This is a genomic window from Burkholderia sp. Leaf177 (assembly GCF_001424345.1).
Classification (GTDB): Bacteria; Pseudomonadota; Gammaproteobacteria; order Burkholderiales; family Burkholderiaceae; genus Caballeronia.
Window position 1 is genome coordinate 125,656 of sequence record NZ_LMPF01000022.1, and the last position, 19,618, is coordinate 145,273.

The 19,618-nt window shown below is 55.1% G+C and carries 21 protein-coding genes and 2 pseudogenes; 9 read left to right on the top strand and 14 right to left on the bottom strand.

The features are described 5' to 3' along the window. Positions 1-159: 159 nt before the first annotated feature. The 4 genes from ASG35_RS19365 to ASG35_RS30880 are packed head-to-tail and all read right to left on the bottom strand — an operon-like array spanning position 160 to position 3,109. Positions 160-882 (bottom strand): GIY-YIG nuclease family protein, encoded by a 723-nt coding sequence (locus ASG35_RS19365; protein WP_056361210.1) that lies wholly within the window; start codon positions 880-882, stop codon positions 160-162. 10 nt (positions 883-892) lie between these two features. Then, a complete protein-coding gene (locus ASG35_RS19370) occupies positions 893-1,756 on the bottom strand; it encodes a hypothetical protein (RefSeq protein WP_056361213.1) in 864 nt (287 codons plus the stop codon). After that, the gene (locus ASG35_RS19375; protein ID WP_056361216.1) at positions 1,753-2,901 is read right to left on the bottom strand and encodes a DNA cytosine methyltransferase; all 1,149 of its coding nucleotides are present in this window, start codon (positions 2,899-2,901) and stop codon (positions 1,753-1,755) included. The genes ASG35_RS19370 and ASG35_RS19375 overlap by 4 nt, the downstream gene beginning before the upstream one ends. Beyond that, the gene (locus ASG35_RS30880; protein WP_082508478.1) at positions 2,894-3,109 is read right to left on the bottom strand and encodes a ribbon-helix-helix domain-containing protein; all 216 of its coding nucleotides are present in this window, start codon (positions 3,107-3,109) and stop codon (positions 2,894-2,896) included. The genes ASG35_RS19375 and ASG35_RS30880 overlap by 8 nt, the downstream gene beginning before the upstream one ends. Positions 3,110-4,663: 1,554 nt before the next feature. Between ASG35_RS30880 and ASG35_RS19390 the strand changes: the two genes are divergently transcribed. From ASG35_RS19390 to ASG35_RS31810, 3 genes are all read left to right on the top strand, one after another. After that, entirely contained in the window at positions 4,664-5,050 is a 387-nt protein-coding gene (locus tag ASG35_RS19390; protein WP_056361225.1) for a hypothetical protein, read from the top strand. Positions 5,051-5,888: 838 nt separating this feature from the next. Next, the gene (locus tag ASG35_RS19395; RefSeq protein WP_056361229.1) at positions 5,889-6,803 is read left to right on the top strand and encodes a hypothetical protein; all 915 of its coding nucleotides are present in this window, start codon (positions 5,889-5,891) and stop codon (positions 6,801-6,803) included. Between the two features lie 530 nt (positions 6,804-7,333). Further along, positions 7,334-7,717 carry a glycoside hydrolase family 19 protein gene (locus tag ASG35_RS31810; protein WP_162244424.1) on the top strand — a complete coding sequence of 128 codons (384 nt, stop codon included), beginning with the start codon at positions 7,334-7,336 and terminating at the stop codon, positions 7,715-7,717. A 735-nt stretch (positions 7,718-8,452) separates the two neighbouring features. Here the strand turns inward: ASG35_RS31810 and ASG35_RS31490 are convergent. Together ASG35_RS31490 and ASG35_RS19410 are read right to left on the bottom strand one after the other, a co-directional pair. After that, positions 8,453-9,373 (bottom strand): hypothetical protein, encoded by a 921-nt coding sequence (locus ASG35_RS31490; RefSeq protein WP_156393262.1) that lies wholly within the window; start codon positions 9,371-9,373, stop codon positions 8,453-8,455. 205 nt (positions 9,374-9,578) lie between these two features. Then, positions 9,579-9,848, bottom strand: a pseudogene (locus ASG35_RS19410) (Ku protein); the annotation flags it as partial. Positions 9,849-10,047: 199 nt separating this feature from the next. On the opposite strand from ASG35_RS19410, the gene ligD reads away from it, so the two are divergent. Continuing rightward, positions 10,048-12,018 carry a DNA ligase D gene (gene ligD / locus ASG35_RS19415; RefSeq protein ID WP_056361240.1) on the top strand — a complete coding sequence of 657 codons (1,971 nt, stop codon included), beginning with the start codon at positions 10,048-10,050 and terminating at the stop codon, positions 12,016-12,018. 391 nt (positions 12,019-12,409) lie between these two features. Here ligD and ASG35_RS19425 read toward each other — a convergent pair whose 3' ends face one another. Further along, positions 12,410-12,721 carry a hypothetical protein gene (locus ASG35_RS19425; RefSeq protein WP_056361244.1) on the bottom strand — a complete coding sequence of 104 codons (312 nt, stop codon included), beginning with the start codon at positions 12,719-12,721 and terminating at the stop codon, positions 12,410-12,412. Positions 12,722-12,810: 89 nt separating this feature from the next. Between ASG35_RS19425 and ASG35_RS19430 the strand changes: the two genes are divergently transcribed. The 3 genes from ASG35_RS19430 (at position 12,811) to ASG35_RS19440 (ending at position 15,572) form a co-directional block, all read left to right on the top strand. Continuing rightward, positions 12,811-13,254, top strand: a complete 444-nt coding sequence (locus ASG35_RS19430) for a LexA family protein (protein WP_056361248.1) — start codon at positions 12,811-12,813, stop codon at positions 13,252-13,254. Next, entirely contained in the window at positions 13,251-14,522 is a 1,272-nt protein-coding gene (locus ASG35_RS19435) for a Y-family DNA polymerase (protein ID WP_056361251.1), read from the top strand. Before ASG35_RS19430 ends, ASG35_RS19435 begins: the two co-directional genes overlap by 4 nt. 90 nt (positions 14,523-14,612) lie before the next feature. Continuing rightward, the gene (locus ASG35_RS19440; protein ID WP_056361253.1) at positions 14,613-15,572 is read left to right on the top strand and encodes an SOS response-associated peptidase family protein; all 960 of its coding nucleotides are present in this window, start codon (positions 14,613-14,615) and stop codon (positions 15,570-15,572) included. A 64-nt stretch (positions 15,573-15,636) separates the two neighbouring features. Here the strand turns inward: ASG35_RS19440 and ASG35_RS19445 are convergent, their stop codons facing one another. Next, a complete protein-coding gene (locus ASG35_RS19445; protein WP_156393263.1) occupies positions 15,637-16,038 on the bottom strand; it encodes a hypothetical protein in 402 nt (133 codons plus the stop codon). A 376-nt stretch (positions 16,039-16,414) separates the two neighbouring features. Here ASG35_RS19445 and ASG35_RS32785 point away from each other — a divergent pair. After that, a pseudogene (locus ASG35_RS32785) lies at positions 16,415-16,531 on the top strand (H-NS family nucleoid-associated regulatory protein); the annotation flags it as partial. A 138-nt stretch (positions 16,532-16,669) separates the two neighbouring features. Here the strand turns inward: ASG35_RS32785 and ASG35_RS31495 are convergent. From ASG35_RS31495 to imuA, 3 genes are read right to left on the bottom strand one after another with little or no spacing between them, the layout of a single operon-like run. After that, positions 16,670-16,807 carry a hypothetical protein gene (locus ASG35_RS31495; protein WP_156393264.1) on the bottom strand — a complete coding sequence of 46 codons (138 nt, stop codon included), beginning with the start codon at positions 16,805-16,807 and terminating at the stop codon, positions 16,670-16,672. Between the two features lie 21 nt (positions 16,808-16,828). Beyond that, positions 16,829-16,999 (bottom strand): hypothetical protein, encoded by a 171-nt coding sequence (locus tag ASG35_RS31500; protein WP_156393265.1) that lies wholly within the window; start codon positions 16,997-16,999, stop codon positions 16,829-16,831. A 20-nt stretch (positions 17,000-17,019) separates the two neighbouring features. Beyond that, positions 17,020-17,730: a translesion DNA synthesis-associated protein ImuA gene (imuA, locus tag ASG35_RS19455; RefSeq protein ID WP_056361261.1), complete on the bottom strand. Its 711-nt coding sequence runs from the start codon at positions 17,728-17,730 to the stop codon at positions 17,020-17,022. Positions 17,731-18,016: 286 nt separating this feature from the next. On the opposite strand from imuA, the gene ASG35_RS19460 reads away from it, so the two are divergent. Then, positions 18,017-18,415 carry a response regulator gene (locus ASG35_RS19460; RefSeq protein WP_056361264.1) on the top strand — a complete coding sequence of 133 codons (399 nt, stop codon included), beginning with the start codon at positions 18,017-18,019 and terminating at the stop codon, positions 18,413-18,415. A gap of 280 nt (positions 18,416-18,695) precedes the next feature. Here ASG35_RS19460 and ASG35_RS19465 read toward each other — a convergent pair whose 3' ends face one another. Genes ASG35_RS19465 through ASG35_RS31505 form a run of 3 tightly spaced genes read right to left on the bottom strand, consistent with a single transcriptional unit; the run spans position 18,696 to position 19,469 of the window. Then, positions 18,696-18,944, bottom strand: coding sequence for a hypothetical protein (locus tag ASG35_RS19465; RefSeq protein WP_056361267.1), 249 nt, complete (start codon positions 18,942-18,944; stop codon positions 18,696-18,698). Between the two features lie 2 nt (positions 18,945-18,946). Beyond that, complete coding sequence (locus ASG35_RS19470; protein ID WP_056361270.1) at positions 18,947-19,177, bottom strand: DUF3717 domain-containing protein; 231 nt, start codon at positions 19,175-19,177, stop codon at positions 18,947-18,949. Further along, positions 19,158-19,469: a hypothetical protein gene (locus ASG35_RS31505; protein WP_156393266.1), complete on the bottom strand. Its 312-nt coding sequence runs from the start codon at positions 19,467-19,469 to the stop codon at positions 19,158-19,160. Before ASG35_RS31505 ends, ASG35_RS19470 begins: the two co-directional genes overlap by 20 nt. Positions 19,470-19,618 lie beyond the last annotated feature (149 nt).

The following is a 19,618-nucleotide window of genomic DNA, read 5'->3' on the forward strand; positions in this document are numbered from 1 at the left end:
ACCGCACGACGTTGCGGTCTCAATGAACCCGCTCATGTCAGACACGGCGATTGGTGGCGAAGAACGGACGTTCACAACTTGGAATATCGTGTTCGTGACTGAAAGCCCGCGAACATGTTATTTTCACACTTGTAGCTTAGTCGGGCGATGTCAGCGTGATCATACATCTTCGTCGGTGTCTTTCCCCTCCTTACTTACGGACGTTGCGCCGCCCAGCGCTTCGTATCTACGCTGCGCTAACCATTGAAGTCGTCGAGCTTGCGCGAGTAGAACGCGCCGCAACCCGCCCTGAACCTTCCGCTCGGAAATAACTTGAGCGAGCCGGGAGATGATTAACGCGCGGCGAGCAAGCCGAAAATCAGGATGCGACCTGAGTTCCCACACCCTTGGCGAAACTATCCGGTCCCGATACGAGGGAGGGATTTCGGTCGTATCGATGCCAGGTGGAGGATCCTTCTCATTCAATATTACCTTGAACTTCGACATCTCGACCGCTCTTGCTGTGATGACGCGCTCTAGCGTGTTGAGATGGTGTCGGGCAGCAGAGTCACCGCTCGGTGTCCTTTGGAATTGTGGAAGCGGCCAAACTTCAATTTCGAAAACCTCAAACGGATCAAGGACGGACATTGCGACAGCGTCGGTCCGTTGATTAGTGAGATGACGTCGAATGCGAGTACGCAATGCTTCGTTCGTTTGGCCAACATAGATTGGCTCGCCGTCGTAGTCGAAGAATGCGTAAACACCCCATTTATAATTCCCGACCTTTATCAAGGTACCTGAGGGGTCGGGAAACGACGCGTCGAGAAAGCGCACGAGGTTGACGCGAAGGTCCTCAGTCTCAAACGGAGGCAAATTTACGTAGTCTGGATCGAATAAAGTCACTGCTTACCTTTTAGACGCGACGGATAGCAACCATCTTCGATTCTCTCTGGATAACTCCCGCTCGCCGTACGGTTGTTTTGCGAACTACCCCACTGCCCCGGGACGATAAATCAAAGTCGACATAGCTTAGTTCTTCTGCTCTTCCAAAAAAGCAGGAACTAAATGCGCCGAGCAATTCGACAGAAGAGAGGGCCTGCGCTCTCGCGCTCGGAGCATCTTGAGTAGGTATGGATGCGGGGAAAAGATAGATGCAAGGCGGCGGTGTTCTAAAGGGACCGACCTCTGTCATGCGCGACGACGAGGGTCCTTCGTTGACAACCTTTGGGCATGGGCGTCCGATGGTGCCGCACATCATGTCCCAGACCACTAAGCCGTCTACTCGTTGATTACGAGATAAAATTTCTGCGCTCAGACGCGTGTGTATTCCGGACCAAGCGTTGCGTCGTGGATCAGCACCCGGATTCGTACAGATGCTCCAAATGACGAACTCGTCAGCGATCGCCGGTCGCTCAAAGATGTTGGTGTTGTTTCCGTCAAGGCAACCCTTAAGGTCGATGATCGCTATCTTTCCGCTTGCTAAATTGACCAAATAATCATTTCGATTAGCATCTTCCGTCTTTTCCCATCCGGCGATGAACTTGCCATCTTCCATGTGGTTGAGAACGTGCTGGACAAACTCGCGCTTGCTGCGCATCGTTGCCGAAAATTGTCCGCGCACGCGCTCAACAGCTCCCCGAAAAAGCCCGGAGTTATAGAAATCTTTTTCATCGAGGCCGTGCTTGCCGAGCTTGTGAGCTTCAGTTTTCAATACCTCGGCAAATGCTTCGATTTTAGCCGTCAGCGCCTTATTTTGATCGCAAGGAGTAACACTCATGCGGCAGCTTGTTGCTGAACTTCGACCGAAACACCCAAGAGAGACTCAAAGATATGGTGGGAGAGGTGGCGGACGACAGGAACGGCAACACCATCACCTGTGAGGTGGTAAGCCTCGTTGTAGTTTTTTGGCAATTTATAGCTCTCGTCCAGGCCCATCAAACGAGCCGTCTCACGAGCGGATATCAGCCGCGATCTGACACGATTGCCATCAACCACGACAATGACTTGTCTGCTAGATCCCCCGGACGGCGTCCGTAAGCATCCGGCAACATCGTCAAAACGAATCTCCGCACGTTGAAATTTGACGCCACCTTCGACTCTAGTGCGCCGGTAAACGCATCCAACCATCCTTCGACCAGAACGCTTCGCTGCCTCGAGCTTCGCCCGGTGAATCGGTGCCATCATTCCAATAAGCTGAGAAGTTTCGGCTGCCGTATGCCAGACGACACTTGCGGGGCGTTCTTCAATAAGATCAGCAAACGTTGAATTGCGATGTGCTGGGGTTGGTACATTCCACCACAGCCACTTTTTCTGAGTTTTGGCTGAAATGCAATCGAATGCATTACGGAGCCCACGCGTGTGGAATGGTTCGATTGGTCCGGGCGAAATTAACGCTGGATCAATCTCGATATCTTTTCTAACGCCGATAAAAAAGAGCCGCGGCCTCGATTGCGGAACAAACAGCGCCGCGTCAATGACCATGGCGCCGAATCGGTAGCCGGCTTTAGCAAACGTATCGCAAATCGCTGCGAAGTCCTGGCCGCCGTGGGAAGTGAGGGCACCGCAAACATTTTCGAGCGCGATGATTTTGGGCGCACGTTTGTCCGCAATCAATCCGTTAATTACATCCCAGAAAGGATAAAACGTGCCTGACCGTTCACCTTTCAGACCTGCACCTCCGCCAGCAAGAGACAAGTCTTGGCACGGAAACGAGCCCCAGATGAGGTCGCCGTCACCGGGTATGTCGGCAGTCTTAATCTCTTTGATATCGCCGATTTTTAGCTCGCCAGAGGTGCCCCAATTAGCCTGGTAGGTCATCGCCTTTTTGTGATCGAAATCATTCGCGAAAAGGCAGCTCCAGTTGGTACCCAAGCCGGCCCTTGCCATGCCTGCACCAGCAAAAAACTCATAAAAGCTAGCCATGAGACTTTTGCCCTCCGCTGTGTAGGTTGACTTCGATGTGTTCGCGAGCAAGCTTTTCTCTTATCGCCTCTGCAATCCACGTGTTACGAGAAACGATGCCTGCTCGGTGGGCGCGCGCCGCATCAATCGCTTCAACCGTATCTTCCGGTAATCGAAGGTTCAGACGATCCAAGGTGCACACCGTTAAAGGTCGAGATTCGAGATTCATTGCGCCATTTTGGCGCCATTTTGGCGCACTGTCGAGTAGCTCCGTGCGAATAATCTCACTTAGCGAAACTGTGATTGGGCGGTGGCTAACGATGCCTGCATCAGGTTAGCCGCTTCCATCAAATGCAGACCGCTTTGTAAAGCCGTGACTGGCTCGATAGTGGGTCGACCGGCGCCGGCGACGGATTTACGCGCGGTAGGACGTATCGCCAGTTCGATGCTCGTCTGTGAGACGCGGCCATCCTTCTCGTCGGCGGGTACCTGGGTTATAGAGGGAAGGCTCGCATTCGTTGCCCAAATTGCAAAGGGTTTTTGTCGCTGCGCTCTTTCAATCTTGCAAATGTCTCCTGCTCACCACTCAAAGTAACGACAATGATCGGAATTGGAGGTGGTCGATCTGCCACGCTCTCAATGTTGAACGGTGGAAAATCCCGATGTCTATCGCCGCGCATCCACCTAACATAAAAAGGTTGGTGAGGTAAAAGTGCGATGAATGCCGATGCGGCGAATGTCAAGAATGCTGATCCAATATGGATTCTACCCTGACCGTATTTCGGCATAGCGACTCCGGCATATGCGCCACGCAAATCGGACACAATGTCAGACCATGCGTCTATTGGCTGGGGCCGGGGCAAGACCAGGCGGCCTGCGGTTTCTTTTACGCCAACCTCCGAGACCGCTTCCGTAAAGCCTATTGGTCTCTTGAGAAAGGGGGTCAGCATAGAACTCGGCCAACCCACTTGATAAGGTGGAAATGCGCTTTTTGCATTGCTCTACAACGCACCTTTTGGCGCGAGAAGATAACGAGCGCAGTCGTTCAGGCCGATTGCCGCCCCGGACGCCTCAGCGCCCAGCAAGTAAGTATTGATAAGGTTGGTCCGCGCCGTGTCTCTATGCAAATGAAGAGGTATAAGCCGATTAACTTTTTCAAGAAGTCGCCGCTCAAGCTTTGTAGACGACCCGCTTGTTAGTCGATTAGATTTTGGAGTGATTTTGGCTTGGAGCAGCAGCGCTCGCTCGGATAACAAGGTCCCATTCGTCTCTTCCTTCCTGACAATCAGCAAAAGGTCGGCAAGTTCGCAGTTCGCCACCTTACCCGCTGAGTCAGTGAAAGTCGTCTGAGGGGTCCCATCCACCCAAATAGATTCTGCTTGTACTACGAGACCTGGACTCTGCGCGGCAACGCGGGCTGCAAGGACGGATAGTGACGAGCGTCGGTGAAGAAATTTTAAGGCCTCTCTTTCACGTCCATGAGGCAGAAGACCTGCCACTTGTTGAGTGTGCAGTCGATTCCAGTTGATCCATCCAAAATGAGCCACGAGTTCTTCCAGTTATCATCGACGTTGCAAAAGCAATCACTTTAACGAAAGGATTGCCCGGGAAAATGTTTGGCCTTGAAAGCTGCGGTATCCCCAAATTATCTCGATCGGCAGGAGCGGACAAGCCTAGGCCGTAATACAAAGGCGACGCCGACGAAGGTTCACGGGGAAGTCTATTTGAACGACGTGTCCACAGCACCAGGACCGCACCCCGACGATCTTTAATAGGGAAATCGATGCTTGTCTACAAATACGTCCCCAACGAGCGCTTTTTTGAAAACTTTATGTTTCGCTTTACGCCTGCCGAAGACCTCAACGATATGCGCGAACTCGTTCCTGATATCCGTCTGAGAGACCCTTTTGGTTACGCCAGAAACATAGTAGACAGGAACATACAACACACTTACCTGAAGCTCCAGATTGCGCACCCGCACTTGACTTCTGAGGAGGTGTGGCAGATGTGCCGCAAGCTAACCGACGAGCATATGCAGCGATTCGACGTTGACGCCAATAGGGAGGAGATCTTCGATAAGTTTATGACGGTCACGAATGCAAACGTGGGCGTGTTGTCGCTAACGGATGGATCCACAGAACGATGTAATGTGGGGGAACTACGCTGGTAGCAACCGCGGTTTCGCCATCGCGCTTGACTCTGAAAGCGACTTCTTCCAGCGAAAGCGGCGCTGCTGGCGCGGCTTGCCATTGGTAAGATGATTGACTGCTGGGAGTTTGAGGAGCAAAGCCGCACTGTAGATTAACCAAGGATCAACCAATTTTTGGTCTTCACTCCTTGTCAGTCGTACCGCTTCGTCACCTGTGCGATTCTGTCAACGAACGATCTCGCGAATCAACGCACGAAGTCATCCGTGCGTCTGTCGGCAACAGCACGTTCCAGCCCGGATATTTCTCACAATTCGCTTTCGAAATGTTCTATACCTTAATCATTCGGAAAGGTTACGCGACCTAATTTCTCATACTTCGTATGTATCGTCTCACGTTCGGTTAGTTCGCGACTTGGATAGGAACCCTGAAGAAATTGCGAGCGATCACTGTTTTGCTTTCTGTTCGCCGTGGCGCGGCTCTATCGTGACTGGGCCGCACGGAGTTGTCGGCACAAATGGTGTTTTAATTTCGCTCGCGGTGACGTCTCCCTTCGCACGCGAAATTCGATAACGGTGCGTTGGCCTACCAGAGGCGAGTGTGTCGCCATTACGAGTCTATTTGCGGTGGTCGCAAGCAAGGATGGCTTCACATGGTGGGCCTGCCTGATTGGCGTTCTCGGCGTGGGTCAAAGCGTAACGATGAGGTGGCCCCACGCGACACAATGAGCGGCGTGAGCCTTTCAGTTCGCCACGCGCATTTGCTAAGACTTAAAGATTTGCAGCGCACGGTCGAAGCGCCATTAACGCTCCCAATCTGAGGTTTCCAAAAATCGACTTGGCTGGATCAAGGAAGAAACGCATGCGCACAACGATCTTAATGCTGTCCGTGCTTGTCCTAACCGGCATTTGCACGCAAGCCGATGCAGTCGATTGCTTTGGGCCGCTAAAGACTGATCTGGGTGTTAAAGGCCTGTCCCGGGCGCTCGACGACGGCGGCTATATTGCGCTTTCGACGATGAACATTAACCTCGATGGCGCGAGCAAGGCCTACCAACGCCAAAATAAGGACGGCGGTGCGTTGATCCATCTCTGCAACGCAGGTCGAGTCTACTTGCCTTCGGGCGAGTCTTACAATCCCGCGATGAAGACACACTGCACCGGCCGCTTCATGGACGATCTGGCGCGCATCGAGGCAGCAGGCTGGAACGATCCGTCAGTTGGAGCAATCCACTGGTTCGGAATCGTTGGCGAGGGAAAGACTGTCGTGGCCGGGAAGGTTGTCAGCGACGTCAAGCCTTTGACAAATTCGTCGGGATTTTATGTCTCGCCGACCTCTCTCTTCGATTTGTCAATTGCCAATCGAGGCGATCAGAAGCGTTACGTTGATTCGATCGTCGTGCGGTCAGCGGTTGTCCCCAAATCAATCTTGTTGTACGCCCCGTTGGGAAGCTTCGGCGTCGCGATCGACAACACCAAGCGCATCGCGGTTCCATTTATCGTGGGAGACGTCGGTCCGAGCGTTGGCGAAGGAAGTATCGCGCTAGCGCGCGCGGTCGCGGGGCTTTCGCAGAAATTGGATATCACTTATTCCGAACGCTTGAGCGGCAGCCAAAGCAAACCGAGGGTTCTGTGGGTATTTTTCGGCCCGAAATACGGCATCGGGAAATACGACGGCACTCAGCCTCTCCAGTCAAACGAAGCTGCGCAAGCCGCTTACGATCGATGGGGCGGAGAGCAGCGACTGGAAGCCTGTCTTGTCAGAGTACCCCATTGACGTCGTGACCGGCATGTTCGCTGCGGGGCATTTCGGAGCGGCCAAACGCGCAGATGTATCGGTATTCCTTCGACGAGATCACGCATTTGAGATGGCCCACGAGGTGAAGATGATCTTTACGACAAAACTAGGTAGGGCTCTTGCCAGTCCGGTTCACCACGTTTTAACTTGTTTTCTGTTGGCAAGCGCATCTTGTCTTCATGTCGCCCACGCAAACGCAAACGCTGGGACGTTCGAACCAGATCGAGAATGGTTCTTTAAAAAGTGCAAGACAATACATAACTTCAAGAAAATTTCGGATAAAGAAGCCATTCGGATTTCCGCTAGCCGGCTTGACAACAACGCGATCAAGTCGATCAATGGACTCTTCGACGTCTGGCGCAGTTATGGCGACAACGACAAACGGAAGCTCGCGTACATTCTCGCCACAGCTCGGAGAGAGTCGGACGGGACATGGCAGCCAATCAGGGAAGCACCGGGTTGCAGAACTGACGAGATCTGTCGTGAAAGGGCGATCGGAGCCCTCCTTCATGATCGTGCCGCCGCCAAAGGAAAACCCGACCCCTGATAATTATGCGAAACCGGCGTCGAATGGCAAACGTTACTACGGGCGGGGTTTTATCCAGCTGACTTTCCCAGGCAACTACAAGAGAGCAGATGAACGCCTTGGAACGGGAACCAGTCTCTATGACAATCCCGACTCTGTGATGGAAGAGAACACAGCTCAGACGATTCTAGTGAGAGCGATGATGGAGGGATGGTATGGCGCGAAGAAGCCTCTTTCTCAATGGTTGAATGCGAGTTCGGAAGACTGGCTGAATGCACGGAACAATGTCAATCCGCATTCGCCGAACAAATCGATCACCGCGGAATCCGCAAAAGAAATCAATGGATGCCTCGAGGCGGTGCAGTGAACATGCTCGTCGGCGAATGGCGCGGGCTAAGCGTCACGTCCTTGCGTGCACGACTAAGGGACAATGGATGCGTGCAAGCGGAGGTCGACGTGTCTCGCGTCGCGACTACGGAGAAGAAGAGTTCGAAGCTAGGTACGTTTGGCGCCTCCGCTTGATTTGATCAATCTGTAAGTCTGACTGGGTCCAAAATCGATAAGGTCGATTGTCGACCAGTCCGTTTCGTCGATTGAGCCAACTGTTGAACTGACGGTTCAACGCGGGTTTGAGGTCAGACTCGACCCATACTGCATGAATGTGGCGCGGTCCTTTCCAGCTGTCTGTTCCGGGGTTTCGAAACCAGGCGACGAAGCCTGCATCCGCCAACCGGCCAAGCAACACCCGAATGTTTTCGTCGGACAGACACCGCACGCTAAGGTCGACCGCCGCCGTGTAAGCGACCCCGAGAAATTTACCATCGGGTCCGTGCACGTTCCCGCGATTCGACGAAAGATTGATCGTCTGTGTAATTCGCTGCCGTAATTCCAGTTGGTCGAGGGAGGCTAGCATGGTCGGGTTTAGCCCCGCAGTCCGTGATCGTTGTAGCGCACATTTGTGCTCAGGTGACCATGGTGAGGCGACCTGCTGACTTTGGCTTACGCTAGACCAAGCTAGGAGGAGGGCTACGACGGCAAATCTTGTCAACATACAAGCTCCTCGTCCAAGGCTCCTGAAGGTCACACGCGAAAGCGGCATTGCTCACTGCGCCCAACTGGTAATGCAAGCCTCAACTGCACTCGCTGAAACTGGAGCCAGGGTTACTGCAGGGCGGTGTTCGAAAGCCTCCCGGATCGCTTCAACGCGCCGGCGCTCACTTGATCCATCCTTCTGCGGCACGCGGCACTTGTGAGCGATGTATTGATCGAGTATGCAATCGACCCGCGACTTTTCGTCACCTTTGCTACTGCACGCTGCCAGAAGATCTGTTGCCTTGCAGTGGAACTGATTCAACAGAACAGCCATCGCCACATTGCCGTATTCGGACTCTAGTCCCAGTGCCTTGGCTTTCCCAATGCGCTGGTTAAAAGACTTGATTGCAAAATCGAGTTGTGCTTTCTTGAAATCCGGCTCTGCAAGACCCCGCTTAAACGCGGCCCGGAAAGTCGGATCGCAATTCAGATAGCCATTGCGGTTCGCGTCACATGCCCATTTCGGGTCCACGCAGCCGTCTTTCATCGGGATCCCCACCGGGCCGAAGATCTGCGTATATCGTTCGCGATTCCGTCGCTGGAACTGTTGCAGCACCGTGCCGAGGTTGGTCTGCGTCCAGTCAAGAATTCCAAAAGTCATCCCGTCTAGACCGTAATATCCCTCGAAGGATTTCTGTGTGCAGCTATCGGATACGGCTTGAATAAACGGTCCGAACGCACCGGCTGTGGTGCATTGCGCAATTTGTCTACACACGTGGTCGGTTTCTGGACCATAGCTGTACGGATTTGGAGGGCACGCCGTGATCCACTGACCACCTTTGACGACCAGTTTTCCGTCGGGAGCGGTCGCTTTGCATCGGCTATCGGGGAGGGCAACGCAACTCCTGGCGACCGGAGTCGGCTGCGCAACTTCTGCTGCAAAAAGCGCGCTGCAAAAAATTGCCGATCTCCATCTGGCTAGCGCTCTCATGGTCGGCCTTTCCTTGCGCGGGTCGGCCAAAGTCGCCTACCGTGCGCTATTGATCTCCTTACGGTATAGCAGATGTGGAAAGCAATCAGTCAGGTATTTCCCTGGCGAACTGTTCGGTATAGCACTGACGGAATGAATGTCGTGAAGAAGTGAAAACTGGAAGCGCGATTAAGAAAGCCACCCGTACTTCGCACCACCACGCGCAGTGAGTGGCGCCTTCCTCGAGCGCCTTCAGCTCTTCGGGTGCGAAGACAACGAAGTTGCCTTTTTCAAACTCGTAGCCTTTTTTCATGTCGGCACGAGCGACGACCTCGCCGGTGGCCTCGGAAATGTATTGCTGCTTGACCCTTCCGCCTTCAGGCGTCAGAAGGTTAAAGCCGACCCCGGAGGCGCTCTCGGTCGCTGAATACAGCTTGACCGGGATGGAAACCAGGCCGAAAAAAAGCGTCAACGAAGCAATCGAGCGCGCTGCCATGGTTTTCTCTCCTGGTCGCCGGCGACAGAGCGCGCGGCTGCGGCATACGAGGGACGGGCGAGCAACCGAGCCCGTTGGCTGTTTAGTTTCGATTTTCTTGATTATTAGCGCAACCCGAGAGCATGCAATATGCCCGGCACTGGTCCTGCGCCCTGACGGGCACGGACTGTGCACTTCCCCTGGACCGAGGAGAGCCGCCATGCCAGGACGATGGAGCACGACGCAAAAGCGCGAACGCCCGGTCGCCAACGATCCGCCTGGCGCGATGCCTTCGATCATTGAACCGGAGCTCGCGACACTGGCGAGTCGTCCACCGGCATCCGGTGACTGGTCCTACGAAATTAAGTACGACGGATACAGGATGCTGATTCGCATCGAAGGCGGTTCCGTCAAACTCTTCACCCGGAACGGACACGACTGGACCGATCGGATGCCGAAGCTACGGGCGGCGGTTGAATCGCTTCCTGTCGAAAACGCATGGCTCGATGGAGAGGCCGTAGTGCTGAACACCAGCGGAATGCCAGACTTCAATGCGCTGCAAAACGCGTTTGACCGGAGAAGCACGGCCAAAATCGTCATCTTCCTCTTCGACATCCTTTGGCTCAATGGGGAAGACGTTCGCAGCGAGCCTTTGCGCGCAAGGCGCCAGTTACTCCACGACCTGCTCGAAGAGGTTCACGATCCGCTTATCCGATACTCCGCGGACTTCGCTGAGGATCCGCAGTCGCTGGTCGCCTCCGCCTGCAAAATGAATCTTGAGGGAATCATCGGCAAGCGCGGCGATGCGCCGTATCGCTCTGGACGCTCAACCAACTGGGTCAAACTCAAATGCAATCTTCGCCAAGAGTTTGTGATCGCTGGCATCTCGCGCAACAAAGGCGCGAAATCCGGGGTCCGCTCGCTTTTGCTGGGTGTCTATGACGCCAGTGGTGTACTTCATTACGCGGGCAACGTCGCGCCTTCAGTCAAAGCATCACGCAACGACGCAATCTCCAAGCGTATCGAGCCGTTAAAACAGAAGAAGGCAACATTTTCCGTTGCTCCCGAGCCTGACCAGGACCGTGACTACATATGGTTGAAGCCCGAGCTCGTATGCGAAGTATCGTTTCTGGAATGGACCCCAAGCGGCGAGATCCGGCATGCGGTTTTCTATGCAATGCGCGAGGACAAACCTGCTCACGCAGTTGTGAAAGAGCAGGGCGCGGTGATACCCGGCGAGGAAGCAGCGCCTGACGACTTGAGGTCGTCTCGAGAGCGGACGGGTATGAAAGGGTCTGTCTTCATCGCGAATATCAAAGTAACGAACCCCGCCCGGGTTATCGACGGCACTTCTGGCAAAACAAAGGTCGAGCTTGCTCGATACTACGACGACATCTCGGAGTGGGCGCTTCCCTATCTTCACAACCGGCCACTCACATTGGTACGGGCGCCCGACGGCATCAACGGCGAGCTGTTCTTCCAAAAGCATTCCGAGCGTGTGCGCATACCGGGTGTCGAAGAGCTTCCGGTTGAGCTCCATCCGCGTCATCCGCCGCTGCTCGTTGCAAACAATGCAGAATCGCTTGTAGGACTCGCCCAGATGAGCGTGGTCGAGCTGCATTCTTGGAACGCGGTCGCACCAGACCTAACCCATCCGGATCGCGTCATCTTCGATCTGGATCCTGACCCGTCGCTGCCCTGGTCGGCGATGCTCGATGCGGCCTCGCTCACCAAGCTCGTGCTTGACGAAATCGGACTCAAGTCATTCGCCAAGACGAGCGGCGGCAAAGGGTTTCATATTGTCGTTCCGCTCACACGTAAGCAGAGCTGGGCGGAAGTTAAGAGCTTCTCGCAAGCGCTTGCGCAACACATGGCGAAGGTCTTGCCCGATCACTTCTCAGCAGTCTTGGGGCCGCGAAACCGGGTTGGCAAAATCTTCATCGACTATCTGCGGAACAGCCGCGGCGCAAGTACGGTTGCCCCGTTCTCTGTTCGCGCGCGGCCCGGTCTGGCGGTGTCGATGCCCATTGCGTGGGACGAGTTAAAAGACGTCACTGGTGGCGATCAATGGTCGATGAGCTCGGCACTTGCCCGGCAACGCTCGCTTAATGCTGATCCGTGGGAAGGCTATTGGCGAACCCGGCAGGGCATCACGGTAGCGATGCGCCGCGCCATCGGCATGCAGCGTTGATATGTTTGGTCACACTCGTCGGTAAGCAGTTGCATACGGCTACGAGCGCTGCGCGATCGCATCCGCGCAGATGGCCAAGACGCGCTGCACCATGGTACTTGATAGATTCAATGCCATATCTCCCGTGAATAACGCTTGAACGTGCGCCTGCCGGATCACGACCTTGGCTTTGAACAGGTCGCGTCTCGCGTCGTAACGCGAGCTGCCCCAGGTTGACTCGCTCAAGCCACGGCATCTTTACAGCGTTTTATCTGAGCCAGAGCCGGCAACTCTCGACCACGTGGTCGACCCGCCATTCACTGGTTAAGCTATGCGACGCTGCAGCGGTCACGACCAGGAAGCACAACAATTCGGCGCGCCGTTCATTCTCTACAAACATGCAACTCCTCGTCTAGCGTTTCTGTTGGTCTTGCATCGTCTGGGTCATGCGCTGACTGCATCTGATCGCGGTTCCGATGCAACTTCCGTTACACCCGTCGCAATAGTGACGATCGCGAACGTCCTCGGACGCCTTCCATGCGTTGTGATGGTCGGCTGGCGGCGTACCGACCGTGCGCCCGTTTTCGCGCGCGTAAAACGTCGGCTCGCCGTTCTTCCCGCGAGACACCGCTTCGTCCACCGAATCGCCGAAGGCCGCTCGTAGCTCCGCGACAAAGGCCGCCATCTCCGGCATGGGATGCGTTCGCCGAACAAGCATATCCATAACAGCCTCCACAATCGACTAAAAAGGGGCAATTCAGCGGTTCAAAACCCGATATAGAATACTGTACATCCATACAGTGTTGTCTGTCCATGAGCCGCCCGATCCCGATTACCGCCGACGCAGCAGGCTCATTTCTCATCGAAGTGCTGGCAAAGGTGCCGGCAGGGTTTCCCAGTCCGGCGCAAGACCATACGCAAAAGCGCATTGATCTCAATGATGTGCTCGTCCTGAATCCGATCGCTACATTCCTGTTTCAGGTCGAAGGGGACTCGATGATTGATGCCCGGATTTTTGATGGCGACCGGTTGATCGTAGACCGTTCAATCGAGCCGGTGCATGGTCGAGTGGTCCTTGCCTGTGTCGATGATGAGTTCACGGTCAAGCGCTTGTACAAACGCTCGGGTGTCGTTCGTCTGCATGCCGCGAACCCGCTCTATCCCCCGATCACGTTCGTCGAAGGGCAAGAGATGAGCGTATGGGGTGTGGTCACGTGGAATTTGCGTCAGCTGCTGCATCCGCAGAAACGTCGATGACCACCTTTGCCCTTATCGACGGCAACAACTTCTACGTCTCGTGCGAACGGTGTTTTAAGCCATCGCTCGTCGGAAAACCTGTTGTCGTACTCAGCAACAATGATGGGTGTGCAGTCGCGAGATCACAAGAAGCCAAAGATTTGAAAGTGGGAATGGGGCAGCCGTATTTCCAGATTCGCGACCTCGAGCGCACCAACGGCCTCATCGCACTCAGCTCAAATTACGCCCTGTATGCTGATCTCAGCGACCGCATGATGTCAGTGATCGGCCAGTATTCGCCGGTCCAGGAGATCTACTCGATCGACGAATGCTTTCTCGACCTGGGCGGGTTTCGCTGTGACCTGACAACCTATGGCCTTCAGATCCGCGCGCAGGTGCTGCAATGGATTGGCATTCCCACGTGCATCGGCATCGGTCCCACGAAGACGCTCGCGAAAATGGCGAACCACATCGCGAAGAAGAATGTGGGACGCGTCTGGCATGGTGTATGTGACATCGGAATACTGACGGCAGAAGAGCGCGACAGTATCTTTGCGAGCGTGGACGTTGGCGAGGTCTGGGGCGTCGGCCGCAAGATTGGCGCCCGTCTGCATGAGATGGGTGTCGAAACGGTGCTGCAATTCAAACGCGTGAGCCCCTCGTTCATTTGCAAACAGTTTTCCGTGGTGCTCGAGCGGACTCTGCTCGAGCTCAATGGCATCGCGTGCTACGGCTTTGAAGATGCGGGGCAGCCGCAGGAGCAAGTGCTTTGCTCGCGCAGCTTCGGTCATGTCGTTTATACGCTCGATGAGCTGACGCAGGCCGTCACGCAATTTGTCGCGACAGCGGCCGAGCGATTGCGTCGGCAAGCGTTGCACGCCAATCAGGTCCAGGTCTTCATCCGAACAAGCCCGTTTAAACGCGACGACCCGCAATACAGCCGTGCCATCAATGTTCCGCTCGTTTCACCGACGTCGGACACCCTGACGCTGGTCGACTCGGCGTTGTTCGGGCTGCGTCAGATCTATCGGCAGGGTTTCCGGTATGCGAAGGCCGGGGTGCTGCTTCACGAATTGCAATCGATCTCAATTGAGCAAGGCGAGCTCTTCGGTCGCGATGCCAGTCGGCAAGCGAAGATGATGATTGCACTTGATGCGATCAACGACAAGTACGGACGTGGGACGTTGAAGATCGGCGCCGTTGAGCAGCGCAGAACATGGCACATGAATCAGGACAGGCGCAGTCCCGCCTACACGTCTGACTGGGCAGCACTTCCGATTGTGCGATAGGACCGGTCGATGGAACGGTGATCACCTCTTCGACCAGCGCTGGCCACGCGGGTATCATGATTCTCGAACAGGAGATGGAGAGCATTCATCATGTGTTACTCGGCTCAGATCACTGCAGACTATCGCAAGTACGTGCACGTCTATGGCGCGGACATCGACATCGATGAATTCTTTCGACTGTTTTGGGACCGTCGCAGCGGCAGCAAATCGAAAATCCCGAAGGCCATGGAAGCGCCTTTCCTGACGCCGCAAAACGATGCAGAGGTGCGCATCAAAGAAGCGATCGTCGAGTTTTCGGCTGGCAAAACGGCGAAGCTTGAAGAGGACCTGTTCAAACAGCGCACGCGCTTGGCCGACGCCGAGCGTACGCTGCTGACGAAGACCACCAAAGCAGCGACCGAAAGCCAGCGGATTGCGACCGATAAGATCGCTTGGATCCGCAGCAAGCTGGAAGACTTCAACCGCACCGAACTGAAGGACCGTGATTCACGGATATTTCCTGGCCAATACGCGCCGGTGATGGTTGTCGAAAATGGTCAACTTGTGGTGAAGCCAATGCGGTATCAATGTCGACCCGCCGGCAAGCCGGCGTTCTACGACACCAAGTATCCCGGAACGTACAACGCGAGGCGAGACAACCTTGAAGGGTTCTGGAAGGGGCTTTTCGGATACACACACGGCGTGATGCTGGTGAGCGCATTTTATGAAAACGTACCGCGTCATCGCGTTGAGGCTCGTGAGTTGGCTGAAGGCGAGAAAGAAGAAAACCTCGTCCTTGAATTCAAGCCAAACCCGCCGCAGGACATGTTGATCGCGTGCCTATGGTCGAAGTGGACAGGCAAAGGTGAGCCGGACCTGTTGTCGTTTGCGGCCGTCACCGACGATCCCCCTGCGGAAATCGCGCTTGCCGGTCATGACCGCTGTATCGTGCCGATCAAGCCCGGGAACATTACCGCCTGGCTCAATCCGGACCCGGCTAACCTGCCGGCTCAGTACGCCATTCTCGACGATCGTCATCAGCCGTATTTCGAGTATCGCCTCGCAGCTTGAGCCGAGGACAGTCACGAACGCGTTCGGCGAGTGAGGCAACCAGCAGCGTGGCTGCGGGATAAGTTCAAGAGCGAGCGCGTCTGATTGCTTCCACTGCCGTCGCGCTGGCGAGGTCCGCGTAGAGTTCGGCGCACTTGCCAAGGAGCGATGAATCGTCGATGAGGAACAGGGGGTGTTCAGCCCATACACTGACTATTGGTCCCTTCCAACCCAGTTCGAAAATACGAAGGTCTTCGTCGTCGCTCACGCCCGAATCGACCAGGTCGACGAAGGACGCGAGGTTGTACAGAGAGACTTCGAGCGGCTCGATGTCAAAGAGCGCCGCAAGTACCGATGTCGCCCGCTTGGACGCGGCTTCTCGGCTGCCGGCCATCAGGAAGACGATGCGTTCGTCGTTACTGTTGGGCTTGCCGAATATCACACGGTATAGGGATGTCCTGCACCGATTGCTTAATTGCGTGCTCATTTTAATTTTTGTCCCGACCTAATGTCGAATCGTCCAAGGGTCGATTGCGCTTCGCCGAAACACGGCCTGGTCAAAGTACAATCGGCACAGAGCGGCGCACTTAATTACTTTTGCCATATCTTCGTTTTCGGAACGGCCGGAGCCATGATCGGTCGAACTCACATTACTAATCATAGAAGAAAACACGACCCACATGACGGACACTGGATACCGCGCCCTGCTTGCGCAACGTGAAGCACTGGAAAAGCAGATTGAAGAACTAAGAAACGCCGAGCGCGGTGACGCGATCGAATGGATCCGCGAGCAAATGGCCCTATACGAAGTCAAGCCCGAAGACCTCGAGCCACGCAGTAGCCGCGGCCCGCGGAAGCAATCGGCGCCTGTCGCTGCGAAATACCGTGATCCCGCATCGGGCGCGACCTGGAGCGGTCGCGGAAAGCCCCCTCGCTGGATCGCGGACCAGGATCGCGACCAGTTCGCTATCACTGACTGACCCTTGCCACAATACCGAGCCCACGATGTTGTCCACACAATTTGTGGACAGCGTTGTGGACAACATCACTCGAAAGCCCATAAGTCGTTGTAGTTCCAACATTTATCGAACCCGCCTCGATGTGCGTCATGGGCCCCGTCAGTCGACCAATGCAGGTTCGGGCTCGGGCGGCTCAGATGGCTTCGTTCCCTTGGGCGCCGGCTTGATCTCGGCGAGGACGGTCTGGCGCAGGTGCTGCTTGACCAACACAACCCGCAATTTTTCGATTGCGATCAATTCGCCGAGATTTTCCTGTCGTTATGTGCGATGAATGATCTTGAAGTAGTCGTCGATTTCGTTGATCACACCCCGGCTGAACTGAACCTCCAACACGAGCCGCTCGATATCTTCGTTGCTCCGGTACTTCTTCCAAAGCGAACGCAGTTCCTTCAGGCTCAGTGGCGCAAACTCAGGGAGGGTTTTGGCCATCGCATCGATCTCGGTACGAACTATTCGGTGATCGCGGTGTGCTCGACCGCAGGCACGGGCAATTCGACGGTGCGCCGTTGGACGCGACGATGCTCGCTGATCAAGTTGGGCGACGGAGAGAGTTTGACCATAATCGGCGCCGGCGCCGCGGGACCTTTGCGCTTAATCAGTTCGACGGCGACGCCTTCAGCGACGCCCCGAACAGCAAGTCTAAGGGGCGCCGGCGACGAGTCCTGGGCACGCGCCAGCGGCCGCATGACGACAAACAGCATCTCGGCGCTCTGCGCGGCCAGCAGCAGGCGCCTGAGCGACTCGGCGCGAATATGTTGCTGCCAGAGCACGAGGGCGCCGCAACTGCCTGCCTTAAGGATCTGTTCCGCGGCCCACAGCGCATCGGAAGACTTAGCAGGCTTCAGCCATATGAGCTTGCTCGGATCTATGCCCATAAAGGCGTAGCCGTGCGCATTGGGGATCTGCTGCGGGGCGATCAGTGCAATCGAGCGCTTATCCGATACTGCCGCCATGGCAGGAGCCAGCAGGCGCATTTCGCCGATCCCCGGCTGCTGTAAAAGCAGCTCGGTCGTGGTTCCCAACGGCCAGCCGCCGCCAGGCAGCTCGGCTGATAGCGCTGCGTAACCCGTGTCCACGGTACGCCCATGGGCACGCGCCAATTGCGTCCCTCGCCAAAGGCTTGGATGGATCGATTCGATATGGTTTGGTAAAGCGCTCATGCAAAGTACTGTACATATATACAGCTTATATAGCTACGGGCAAAAATAGGTCCAAATGAGAGTTATCGGCTTGGGGCGCTGCTTTCTCCTGTTCCACACTAATACTTGCCTACAAAGGTTTTGGGCAGATTTGCCTCTAGCTGCGCCCAGCTGATCGGCGGAACGTCAAGGGCGCCTTGTTGAACTTAAGCCATTGATTGTGCAGAAGAAACAGTTGTAGTCTGTTGCATCATTGGCATTCTTTTTGCGTAACGATGCATCTGCTTCCAACAACCAAGGACACCACATGCAAATTCTCATACTGGATGATGACCGCGATCTCGCCGCCAGTCTTGCAGCGCTTGCTGAGAAGCTTGGACATGCTGTCACGGTCGCGCACGATTGTGAAACCGCGCGCGTTCTTGCTTATTCACGTCCATTTGATTTCATCTTGGCGGATGTCGAGCTGCCCGATGGTGACGGCAGAGTCGCGTGTGAGAGCCTGCGTAGCGAAGGAGCCTCCCAAGACGCATATATGATTGCCATTACAGGCCGGGCCGATCTAGGCGACGCCGATTTTGCCCCATTCGACGGGTATCTTCATAAGCCCATTACCTTCGATTTGCTGGCGCGGGTTCTGCAAGAGTGGCAAACAGCAGCAGGTTTGTCTCCCACAGCGCCCGGGGCAGCAGAGGGTTTGATTTAGCCGCAGTGTTGCGCTGCAACCTTCTGAAGATGGAGATCGAGGAGATTAGCGAGGCGGGGCCACTGAAAGTGGCCTGCTATCTTGGTTTGATGGTGGGCCGAGCCGATGCGTGGCAGATGTATGGCGCGACGTGCTTGGTTGGAAGACCTTCCTCGAAATAAAACGAAATCGATCGACGCGCCGTGTGGCTATGGAGCAGTGTGTTTGAACTTGCTGTCGACGCTTCGCTCGTGAATGATAATACCCGACAGCATCTCCAGATACTCATCCAACTGAACTCTCATTCGCTGGCAAATTCTTGTCCTACCAAGCGATGAAAATCGTGGGTGGCGGTCCCTAGGATCGCCTTACACATGGCTTGAAATGATCCGACCGAATGCTTTTGTGAGACCGTTCGGACAGTCCCTATGTCGATCGTGTCGTACAGAACCACACCGTTCGAATCGACGAGGGAGAAATCAAATTGCCAGTGGTCAATATCACTGTCGTTGCCGACGCTTGGATAGGCACGATTAAGTACTGCTCGCATCTTTAGTGCCCTGACGATTGTGCTGCTTGCGTAAGACCCACCTCGACGGCACGAAGTTGTTCTGCGGTGAACGTACCTGCGGAAACCGATGACGCATGGTGGTAGATCATTAGTCCGTAGACATCGGCTAAGACTCGCGCACTTGCGCAGAGCGCGGCATCTTCCCCAGTCGCATCGTGAACACGCCAATAGTTTATCGCTGCTTCGACCTGCTCAATCGTATAAACAGTCATAAGGCACACCGTCAATCTTCATAAATACTGTATGGATGTACAGTACATTATCGAAAAATTCGGGACCTGCATAGGTCGCGGTGAAAATATGATGACAGGTGCAATCTGGCGCGCCTGATGAACCAATTGCCGGTGTATTGAAAGCCCGCATCGTAGAAGTTGTATCGGCAGCGGTTTCCCCCGAAGCCACCGTTTGCTCGCCGCGATAAGGAAGAACAAGGCCGCAGCGAACGCCCAGCTTCGCATTGGCGGTACCAGCTGGCTTCCGAAGGGCTGACAAAGCTAGAAGCATCGGAAAGAACTGCAAATGAGAACCGGATCAAGGAACGGGCATATATGAAGGATGACCAATTCCGTATTGATCGCGTTAGTAGCGTAGTCAACAAGAAAGCACCGTACGCGATTCAGTAGTGTAATACCTTAGTGCCGACTAACCTACTT

Excerpts from the sequence above, each read along its gene's own strand:
- ASG35_RS31505 (WP_156393266.1), bottom strand. The coding sequence starts at position 19,469 with ATGCTTCTAGCTTTGTCAGCCCTTCGGAAGCCAGCTGGTACCGCCAAT.
- ASG35_RS19440 (WP_056361253.1), top strand. The coding sequence starts at position 14,613 with ATGTGTTACTCGGCTCAGATCACTGCAGACTATCGCAAGTACGTGCAC.
- ASG35_RS31500 (WP_156393265.1), bottom strand. The coding sequence starts at position 16,999 with ATGGCCAAAACCCTCCCTGAGTTTGCGCCACTGAGCCTGAAGGAACTG.
- ASG35_RS19395 (WP_056361229.1), top strand. The coding sequence starts at position 5,889 with ATGCGCACAACGATCTTAATGCTGTCCGTGCTTGTCCTAACCGGCATT.
- ligD (WP_056361240.1), top strand. The coding sequence starts at position 10,048 with ATGCCAGGACGATGGAGCACGACGCAAAAGCGCGAACGCCCGGTCGCC.
- ASG35_RS19435 (WP_056361251.1), top strand. The coding sequence starts at position 13,251 with ATGACCACCTTTGCCCTTATCGACGGCAACAACTTCTACGTCTCGTGC.
- ASG35_RS19425 (WP_056361244.1), bottom strand. The coding sequence starts at position 12,721 with ATGGATATGCTTGTTCGGCGAACGCATCCCATGCCGGAGATGGCGGCC.
- ASG35_RS30880 (WP_082508478.1), bottom strand. The coding sequence starts at position 3,109 with ATGAATCTCGAATCTCGACCTTTAACGGTGTGCACCTTGGATCGTCTG.
- ASG35_RS19465 (WP_056361267.1), bottom strand. The coding sequence starts at position 18,944 with ATGCGAGCAGTACTTAATCGTGCCTATCCAAGCGTCGGCAACGACAGT.
- ASG35_RS19375 (WP_056361216.1), bottom strand. The coding sequence starts at position 2,901 with ATGGCTAGCTTTTATGAGTTTTTTGCTGGTGCAGGCATGGCAAGGGCC.
- imuA (WP_056361261.1), bottom strand. The coding sequence starts at position 17,730 with ATGAGCGCTTTACCAAACCATATCGAATCGATCCATCCAAGCCTTTGG.
- ASG35_RS19445 (WP_156393263.1), bottom strand. The coding sequence starts at position 16,038 with ATGAGCACGCAATTAAGCAATCGGTGCAGGACATCCCTATACCGTGTG.
- ASG35_RS31810 (WP_162244424.1), top strand. The coding sequence starts at position 7,334 with ATGATCGTGCCGCCGCCAAAGGAAAACCCGACCCCTGATAATTATGCG.
- ASG35_RS19390 (WP_056361225.1), top strand. The coding sequence starts at position 4,664 with ATGCTTGTCTACAAATACGTCCCCAACGAGCGCTTTTTTGAAAACTTT.
- ASG35_RS19370 (WP_056361213.1), bottom strand. The coding sequence starts at position 1,756 with ATGAGTGTTACTCCTTGCGATCAAAATAAGGCGCTGACGGCTAAAATC.
- ASG35_RS19470 (WP_056361270.1), bottom strand. The coding sequence starts at position 19,177 with ATGACTGTTTATACGATTGAGCAGGTCGAAGCAGCGATAAACTATTGG.
- ASG35_RS31490 (WP_156393262.1), bottom strand. The coding sequence starts at position 9,373 with ATGAGAGCGCTAGCCAGATGGAGATCGGCAATTTTTTGCAGCGCGCTT.
- ASG35_RS19460 (WP_056361264.1), top strand. The coding sequence starts at position 18,017 with ATGCAAATTCTCATACTGGATGATGACCGCGATCTCGCCGCCAGTCTT.
- ASG35_RS19430 (WP_056361248.1), top strand. The coding sequence starts at position 12,811 with ATGAGCCGCCCGATCCCGATTACCGCCGACGCAGCAGGCTCATTTCTC.